The following is an 8,713-nucleotide window of genomic DNA, read 5'->3' as shown; positions in this document are numbered from 1 at the left end:
GATGTGAGGTAAATTATGCGGATTATTTAAGCCATCGCACCGGTAAATTTGCGTATGGTTGTATCAAGATTGTCTGATGTGCATTCCTGCTAAATCCGGTGGTGAACAGGAATATAACTTGCGATGGAGGTCTTCTGTGGTCAATTTGAGCACTCCTCCGGGACCAAATTCTTCGCTTAAAATTCTTCCGTAGGTCTTTTCGTCTCAATACTGGAGTTGACTCTGTGTTCTGAAAGAAGCAAGAGTGACGTCCTTCTTAGTCTTTTCAACAGTTCATCGTTCATTCGGACCGAGTTCCATTCGAACACAGTCTTTCCTCTGCCGTCGATGAATTCAACTCTCCTGGATCCGGTGATCCCAGAAAGGGGACCACTCCTCTCAACCCTTATGTGGTGTATTGTGTTCAAATTGACTCTCTTCTTCATGAATGGCAAGGTGAAACTGCAAAGCTGCAGAGATTCCGCATCTAGAACGAAGAATGTGAATCGCCACAGGATCATCGGGATTGCGCAAAGCAGGAAGATGACCATCACTTCCAGATAATACGCTGCTTGAGGCATGCTATGGAAGAACATCTGCAGTAGAGGAGAAGTGATATTAAATTGAATACCCGCAATGATAGACAACAGGACACTGATCGATAAGTATGGCAGGACAGTCGGTCTCGCTGTTATTTGCATTTTTAATGCCATCCCGCTCCCTCCTCGCCGCCCGTACCAACGATGAAACCGGAACCTGCTCTGTTTCTGGCTGCCTGAATGGTCTTTCCGGCAAGCAGACCACAGTTGAATGACAGCATGGTTAGCGATGCGCTTGAACCGTTGGCAACAAAATCATCGAGATATGAGATCGTTTCCAACGCGAGTGTGTTCTCCTCAAAGCGTCCCGAGTCGATGGCTGCAGAGAGAGATATCGAAATCATTTCAGTTTCAGGTCTGTAATTCCTCTTTTCAATTTCCGCAACTATTTCAGACGCCATTGTAGCAACTGCTGCTTCCTCATTCTGTCTTCCGTTTCCAGACATTTTTAGGCCAAATGAAGCGAGTGTGGATCCTGATGCTGCCCTCTTAGGACTTTCCTGTATTTCGTTTGCCACCCTAGTTATGCGCTCCATTGTATCCTTCTCTCCTTTTAGCCAACCGGACCAGAACGCTATCTCCAGCAACGTGGCCGGTTCGTCTGCTCCGTATATATCTGCGATTTCTGCTGATGGCCCATCGTTGCATTCCAAATTCTTCCTCACCTGGTCTGCCCACCAGTTGCCACAGAGTCCATCACTCGAGAGTATGGAGACTGCTTCTGCCAGTTCCCCTCTCACTTCGGCAAGCCAGAGTCGCATTATTGCTAAAAAATTCTCAATTGTTCCAGTTCTGCCGTCCGCGTGGTGTCTCGTTACCATCAAAATGCCTCCGCAAGCATACAATCGATTTTGTCCAGAGTCTCTCCTGCAAGCAAACAAATGAATTGAAAGACGCTGCATGCTCCCAGCGCTTCTGAATTGCAAAGGCTGAATTCGCCGATGCTGGATTCTATCTCCAACTTCACCTTTCTTCCTGCCGCGACCATTATACACCTGCTCTTCCTGGCTTCGCGCGGCGTGAAGCTGTTCACAAAATCCCTTTCCTCCGGCGCGATCTGATAATCTTCCGGCAACGTCGCTGCACCGTCCTCATGACGGAAGATGAAGCAGGAATCCGTATTGTTCAATATGCCGTTCGTGAACGCGCCGCTCGTTACATCCGAAATGTTCTGTGTCAGAAGCATTATGGCTAGGTTGTAGTGTCTCGAATGACGCATCGTGCGCGAAAGTGCAGCTCTCAGTCTTTCATCATCGCTGAATCTCCATGCCTCGTCTATTACCAAGGTCTTCGTGCCGTCTGCGTACTTGCACAATTCAAATACTGTTTCCAGCAGGAATTGAGCGACTGCCGATTTCAATCCGGAATCGATGAGTGAGTAATCATAGACGGTGACACGTGCCACGCTGGGTTTCGGTACCTCGCCAGAGAGAATGAAAGATAGATCGCCGGAGAGTGCCCTGTTGAGCCTTCTGGAAATGTCTGTTGCACCGCTCTGAACCAGGCTTGCGTAAACAGCTGAAAAGGTCTGCGCGACGGTATCTCCGGGCTTCATTGTCGCTTGGCCATAGAAGAGATTCCTGACTGTTGCACTCTCCTGAGCATTCAGCTGCACTGCCCTGCATACAAGCTCGACGGCGTTGGATACTATGGCGGCGGAATGTGAAACTATAACACTCCCGGCGCCCAGTCCTTCGCTTCCAATCGAACGATGCACGCCGCCGAGGAAAAGTGCTGTCTGCATGAACTCACCAAGCGGATCCAAAATGTAGTAACTGGATCTGTGTTTCACCGCTTCCCTGAGTATCATAAGTTTTGCAAAGTAACTCTTTCCGCTGCCGCTCTTTCCCATAATGATGGTGTTGAAGTTTGTCCCGGCGAATCTGTTCAGGATCACCGGTGATCCGTCGGCTGTGTCAGTGCCAAGCAGAGTGCCGCCAGGCTGTATCAACGGTGTCTGTGTGAATGGCATTAATGCGGGCAGAGAGCGTTCCGTGAGGCTCACAATGAAGGGAAAAACCGGTGGCACGTCTGTGTCGAACATTCTGGCCAGTTTTCGCTGAATATATCGGCCAGAGTGGACACCGATACCGTTGGTTTTGAGTTCTGATTCTATTGATTTAATTCTCACCTCTGTTTCCTCAACGCTCATCCCTGTAACGGAGAAAACAATTGCGGCATCGATGAGATATGCGCAATCTGCGGCTACAGCATCTCTCAATTCTGTAATTCTAGAATGAAGGTCGGCAAGCGACGCGGTCTGTTTTCCTGATTCGAGCCTGTAGGCCAGCTCTGCTCCGTATCTGGTCGCAGCTCTGTCCAGGCGTGAAAGTGCATCTGTCCTCGAAACCCTGTAGACAGAAACCGATGCTCCAGAATATTCAAATCTCTGCATGATTGATTGAACAAAATTCTCAGGCAAGTTGTAAGGAACGCTCCTGACTGCGATGTATGCCACGTATGTCCCTCCTCTCCTCAACCAGCGTGGACCAACTATAGATGAGGGCCCGATATACCTCGGTCCGCCAAACCTTCTCGTATGGAATATCATATCAACATCACCTCCACGTCCTTGTCGCCATTATCATGGAGTTTTTCTCCCTGACGTACATTGGCTTCGACTTCCCAGAAAGCAGTGTTACGTACGACCTCTGCTCAACTGATGTTACAGTCACAACAAATTTTCTGCCCGTCCAGTCGTTCGCACCGCTGCGCGACTCCCCTGGTTGTTCACCTTCTACCGGCTGGTTGCTGATATATGCTCCTGAGGGAAGGGAAATGAAGTTTATAGGGCATCCCGGCACGCAGCACACACCGAGGAATGCAGAAGCAAAACGTTCCCTTTCCCTCTGGCCTGCAGAAATGAAATTTATCTCCTCAAGTATGAATGAAGGGGAGGCGATACGCTGCTTACTCCCTGTTCCGTGCGTGTTTAAATATCTCACCCGAAATCTATCGGCGACTGCATACGCAAGGAAGTCTGTGAACGTCCTCATGGCATCGGGGCGGAGTCTCTTGATCGTGATGAGGACGAAGCCTGATATTGCGAACGGCAGCATGACAGCATATCGCATTCCGACGTTGAATTGGGCTGCGGAAAAACCAATCGCGCACGCCAACGAGAAAATGAGTATGTCTGCTGGCAGGAATGGTCCTATTACGCCCGGCTCATAAGACAGATCCGGCGGAGTGAATTCATTTTCAATCATGTTTAGCATCCTTCCCTGGATAAATTTTGTGAGGTCGGACACGTTTATTTTCAGAGACACGTGCGCGTACTCGTTTCACGTAAGACGATCCTTTTTGCACTCTGAGTTCCAGGGCTTTATTCTGCCCTGGCAATATCTTTGCATCAATTCCTGCAGACATCTGCGCCATTCCAGACGAATGCATGATTCCTGTGGTAATCGATTTTCTAGGAATGGCTTTTGTTGCTGCGCTGCCGGCGCCTGCGGCTGAGCGATTTGGCCCGCTTCGGCTCAGGGCTGATTTGAAGGGCGGTGCTATCCTGCCTGTGACGCTAGCGGCGGCGCCCACGCCAACCGCAATTGCTCCGGTAATCACAGCTGAAACCGGCGGCAGTCCCATATACTGGAGGATTCTGGATCCTCCTGGCGACATAATGAACGGTATCATGAGCGGCAGCAGGTATGTACCAGCAATTATCAGCGGTACCACTTGCAGAGAATGTATCGTCGAGTATGAAGCTGAAATGCCTATTCTGAGGGCAACGGAGACAAAGAAAGGCAGGAACGACATCTCAATCAGAAGTGAAATCATTTTTTCGGCGAAGGATCTTGTCCATTCTAGCGAATAACAGAGGCAAAGTATGGGCATAAGTGACGCGAGGAAGAATACCAGCAGCACCCTCACAACTAGCATAAGGTACAGGAGCGCAACAACGACCGAGAGAATGAGCAGCGTAAAAAGACTGTATCCGCCCAAGCTTTGAGTAACCATGGATGAATAGGAGGATATGTGTGAATATGGTATCACAAAAGATGTCATGGCGTCGTTTACATCGAGCAGCAGCTGACAGATGAAGAGCGTGAAGGGCATCAGGACGAGTGTTATCGACAAATTTGTAAGAGAACCAGTTGTACCTCGAAAGTGCCCCAGTGCCCGACCGGTGAGATAAGAGTAGGCGATTGCGATAAGAAACAGCGACGATATTGCATAAGAGACGACAAGCACCGCACACCAAGTGTCGTATACGCCACCGTTGAACAGGGAAGTACTCACGGTGAGTGCAGGCACTATCGCTTTCAGGACTGCCGTCAGCGCGCTTCTCAACATAGATGTCAGCGGCGCAGTGAACATGGATGATATCGACAGTGTGGCCACCTACCTTACCAGTCGCTGCCTGATGAGTCCGATCACTCTGCCTGTGTAAAATGCCAGGAAAATCCCAACGAAGGAATCCAGCACGGTCGACATTACTGTCATAGTCATGCTTCATGCCACCAGTGATTGGGCAAGTTGGACAAGGTAGGTCGAGGCAAACAGCAGGAATATGCCGAATGTTACATCCATGAAGTACTTTCTAGCCTTATATCGTTGCTCGGGATTGCCGTTGCTAAGCATCCACATATAAGCAGTGATAACATAACCAATGGCTGCAACAACTGTTCCCAACGCGATAAGAAGATTTCTCACATTCGTAAGCGTTCCGACAAGCTCCTGTTGGGGCGATGTGGCCGCGGCTGCGATTCCGGCTTGCGATATCAGCGGTACAAATATGAGGCACACAATCAGTATTCTCCTCCACACGGCAGTCTTGTGTTTTTGTTTCGTGTTGTACACTGTGTCACCTAGGTGACCAGAGTCACATTTGACTATTTAAATATTATGAAATATATTTAATATATATAATAATTAAATTTTGCGTTTCAGTAGACCATTTAGGATATCACCTCATATTCTGCAGCACATAGATGAGTCCTGCCTCGAAACCGCGCTGGAACTCATTCAAATTCTCGGATGGATTGTCCCAGAGTTTGAGCAATTCGGCTTTAACTTTCTCGATAATCTGAGGATCGCATTTATCAGATTTCGATGCTTTCAAAACTGTATTGACGACATCGCTTATGCTCACACGTATCTTGTTTTGCCTGTCTTCCATTTCAACTTTTAGACGTATCAAAACGTTCCATGCTGATGCGTCGAAATCGACAAGCCGCCGGAATTTTTCGATCGTGCCGGATTCGGCACCCGTGTCCCCATTTTTAAGATCACCCTTTGAAACAGATTCCTGGTCCATGCTGCGAAAAGTTCCGACCAAGCATATTAAGACGATTGTTACATGTAACATGTTAACAACATATGTATTATATACTCCCCTGATCGGCAGCATCTGACAGCGATTGATATAATGCTCTCAATTTTCCACTGAAAAACATGACTTTGTACTGGTTACGAGTAGCCTGCCGGCATCGATTCAGTCCTGTAGCTTATTAAACGGCGAGCGCGATTGAGGAAGTGTCTCAGAAAAATGGTACAAGAGCACAACTGCACAGCACAGGCCACCCCGAAGAACACTTTATGCAAGTGCGGGCAACAGATGTAACCGATGCTGGCAGCGACTGGCAGAAGTCACGAAACTGGTGGAACACCAATGAAAAAGTGACAGTGTCATCAACTTCAAATATGGAGATGTGAAATATGCAGGATGGGTCAATAAGATACTATGAGATGCAAGGATTGCAGGAAATGGTACGGGGCCGAGGACGACGGTTTCGGCCCATGCAGTATAAAGAACTCAAGGGGAGACATCAGGTACATCACGTTCGCGATGCACAAATGTGACGAAATTTACGCGAGTGAAGAAGACGTGGAGCCTGTGCGATCCGGCAGTCTGTAACCTCACCAGTGTGCATTTCGTAGTGTCGTTCAGGGAGGTTTTCATTATCGGAATCATTTTCAGGCGTTTGGAAAGCAATGACTTTGATTTCGCGATTGCTCTGACTGAGAAGGAAAAGTGGTATCTGACTGCGTATGACCTTGAACTTTATGTAACTGGGGACCATGGAACTGGCCTGATTGCTGTGGTGGATGGTGTTCCCGTCGGTCTGGCAACGGCAGCCATCTACGATAGGTCTGCATGGATAGGCAATGTGATTATAGATCATTCGTCAAGGAACAAGGGTCTGGGTAGAATGCTCGTCGAGGCACACATGCAGAAACTGAGCGCGTCAGGCATTAACTCATTCCTTCTTTATGCATATGACCGAAGCAAGTCGTTGTATGAGCGAATGGGCTTCAATTTTGATGCCGTTTTATGGGAAGTCGCGATTAGGGGAATGCACGCCAGTGACAGCACCGAGGTTATGCACGGCTACGACGCAGCTATTGAGCAGGTTGACTTGCGATACTTTCCATGCTCTAGGGGGCATATTCTCAGACGCTCGTCCAAAAGGAACCATTCGGATGTTATCACACACAGAGACGAAGACGGCAATGTGGACGGTTATCTCTTCACATCCTATGTGGATACCGAATACGGGAGTGAAGTTGCCCCTTTTGTGTGCAGGAGGTCAGACGTGGCGGCCATGATAAGTGCCGCCACTGATGGCGTTGGCATTATCCACCTCTATGTCCCGGAACAGAATATTGATGCAATAGAACACATTGGTGCTTCATTCCAGCGTGTCAGGCGCATCCACAGGGGCTATTTAGGATCTTCCAGCTGCCTGCCGTACCTTGGCCCAGAAATACTGTCGGCAGGTTTTCTCGAATCGGGATGAATCATCCGTTCTTCCAAATCAGTCCAGTGTGATGGATTGACCCGTCTATAACAGGCTTTCGGTTTCCAATATTGCCGGTCTCAGTAGCCAGGTGTTTGCATTCTTGACTGCGGATGGACGAATCTTTAATATCCGGTCACGATAGTCGAAGACAGGGAAGTAACGGTTTGACCGTAAGGATATATAATTCACTGACGCGGAAGGAAGATGATGTTAAAGGCAGGGGATTGAATCCCCGAAATATCAATATGTACATCTGCGGTCCAACGGTGTATGATTCTCCCCACATTGGCCATGCGCGGAGCTATATCTTCTTTGACGCGCTCAAAAGAACACTGCTCCTAGATGGATACAATGTACGGCATCTTCAGAATTTTTCTGACGTTGATGAGAAGATAGACAGGAAAGCAAAGAAAGAGGGAACAAGCCCGGCTTCGGTATCCAAAAGGTATGCACACGAGTTCATCCAGGACATGGGGAGCTTGAATGTTATTCAGCCTGACACTTATGTCTGGGCTTCAGATGAACAGGATCTGATGCATCGTATAACATGCAGCTTCTTTGATCGAGGCCTTGTTTACAATGCTGGCGAAAACGTGTATTTCAGGGCAGAAAAAGGAGGAGGATTCGGAGCTCTTTTACACAACAGGTTGGACAACCTCATATGCGGAAGTGAGGCGGATACATTCCCCTTTGTGAAGGAGAAAAAGGAGGATTTCACTATTTGGCTCGGCAAGTTTGACCCGTTGAATCCGTATGCCCCTGGCGGACGCCCTTCATGGAATCTTGAGTGTTTTTCTATGGTTCACAAGGTGTTCGGATGCGAACTGGATATCCAGGGCGGAGGAAACGATCTGATCTTTCCGCATCATGAAGTAGGTTCGGTTCTTTCCAACGCCTATTGTCGTGTGGAATTTGCTACCCACTACGTGCATAATGCCTTTGTTACGGTTCAACAGGACAAGATGTCTAAATCTGCCAGCAATTTCATTGCAACAAGAACGCTGCTCTCGGAATTCACTCCCGAGGCACTGAGACTCTACATGCTCTCATCCCATTTCAGGAAGAACATCGAATTCAGTTATGACTCACTCCGTGAGTGGGAAAATGCCGCATCCAGACTCAGGAAGTGCGGTATGGCCGGAGACCTGATGTCTGGAGAACGAGACGTGATGCCTGAGGAGGCGGCAGACGCCACTGCACTGTGGCACGATTTCATGGATGCACTGAAAAACAATATGGATACAGGTCGCGCTGCGGGCATACTCACCAGTGCGGCTCGCAGGAAGGGTGCATTCTCAGGCAAGGAGGGCAGAGCAGACTTCAGGCTCATGTGTGCTGCCTTTGGTCTGTTCGGTTTCGAGGCAGCAGCGAACCCCCAGCATTGAACTA

Annotated in this window: 10 protein-coding genes; 3 read left to right on the top strand and 7 right to left on the bottom strand. The window is 48.7% G+C overall.

The features are described 5' to 3' along the window. Positions 1-176: 176 nt before the first annotated feature. From KIS30_07130 to KIS30_07100, 7 genes are all read right to left on the bottom strand, one after another. On the bottom strand, positions 177-560 hold the full coding sequence (locus KIS30_07130; protein ID MBX8646511.1) for a hypothetical protein: 384 nt from the start codon (positions 558-560) through the stop codon (positions 177-179). Between the two features lie 122 nt (positions 561-682). Next, positions 683-1,399 (bottom strand): hypothetical protein, encoded by a 717-nt coding sequence (locus KIS30_07125; GenBank protein ID MBX8646510.1) that lies wholly within the window; start codon positions 1,397-1,399, stop codon positions 683-685. Then, positions 1,399-3,129 carry a DUF87 domain-containing protein gene (locus KIS30_07120; GenBank protein MBX8646509.1) on the bottom strand — a complete coding sequence of 577 codons (1,731 nt, stop codon included), beginning with the start codon at positions 3,127-3,129 and terminating at the stop codon, positions 1,399-1,401. The genes KIS30_07125 and KIS30_07120 overlap by 1 nt, the downstream gene beginning before the upstream one ends. A gap of 7 nt (positions 3,130-3,136) precedes the next feature. Continuing rightward, the gene (locus KIS30_07115; GenBank protein MBX8646508.1) at positions 3,137-3,787 is read right to left on the bottom strand and encodes a hypothetical protein; all 651 of its coding nucleotides are present in this window, start codon (positions 3,785-3,787) and stop codon (positions 3,137-3,139) included. Further along, a complete protein-coding gene (locus KIS30_07110; protein MBX8646507.1) occupies positions 3,780-4,922 on the bottom strand; it encodes a hypothetical protein in 1,143 nt (380 codons plus the stop codon). The genes KIS30_07115 and KIS30_07110 overlap by 8 nt, the downstream gene beginning before the upstream one ends. 111 nt (positions 4,923-5,033) lie before the next feature. Then, the gene (locus tag KIS30_07105; GenBank protein MBX8646506.1) at positions 5,034-5,381 is read right to left on the bottom strand and encodes a TrbC/VirB2 family protein; all 348 of its coding nucleotides are present in this window, start codon (positions 5,379-5,381) and stop codon (positions 5,034-5,036) included. Between the two features lie 106 nt (positions 5,382-5,487). Continuing rightward, a complete protein-coding gene (locus KIS30_07100) occupies positions 5,488-5,838 on the bottom strand; it encodes a hypothetical protein (protein MBX8646505.1) in 351 nt (116 codons plus the stop codon). Positions 5,839-6,264: 426 nt separating this feature from the next. On the opposite strand from KIS30_07100, the gene KIS30_07095 reads away from it, so the two are divergent. The 3 genes from KIS30_07095 to KIS30_07085 all read left to right on the top strand — a co-directional run bounded on the left by KIS30_07095 (position 6,265) and on the right by KIS30_07085 (position 8,709). After that, positions 6,265-6,438, top strand: coding sequence for a hypothetical protein (locus KIS30_07095; protein ID MBX8646504.1), 174 nt, complete (start codon positions 6,265-6,267; stop codon positions 6,436-6,438). A gap of 67 nt (positions 6,439-6,505) precedes the next feature. Next, entirely contained in the window at positions 6,506-7,321 is an 816-nt protein-coding gene (locus tag KIS30_07090) for a GNAT family N-acetyltransferase (protein MBX8646503.1), read from the top strand. Between the two features lie 113 nt (positions 7,322-7,434). Continuing rightward, on the top strand, positions 7,435-8,709 hold the full coding sequence (locus KIS30_07085) for a class I tRNA ligase family protein (protein MBX8646502.1): 1,275 nt from the start codon (positions 7,435-7,437) through the stop codon (positions 8,707-8,709). Positions 8,710-8,713 lie beyond the last annotated feature (4 nt).

The organism is Candidatus Sysuiplasma acidicola (assembly GCA_019721035.1).
Taxonomy (GTDB): Archaea; Thermoplasmatota; Thermoplasmata; order Sysuiplasmatales; family Sysuiplasmataceae; genus Sysuiplasma; species Sysuiplasma acidicola.
The sequence above is the reverse complement of the archived record's forward strand: the minus strand, read 5'-3'. Positions and strand labels throughout refer to the sequence as shown.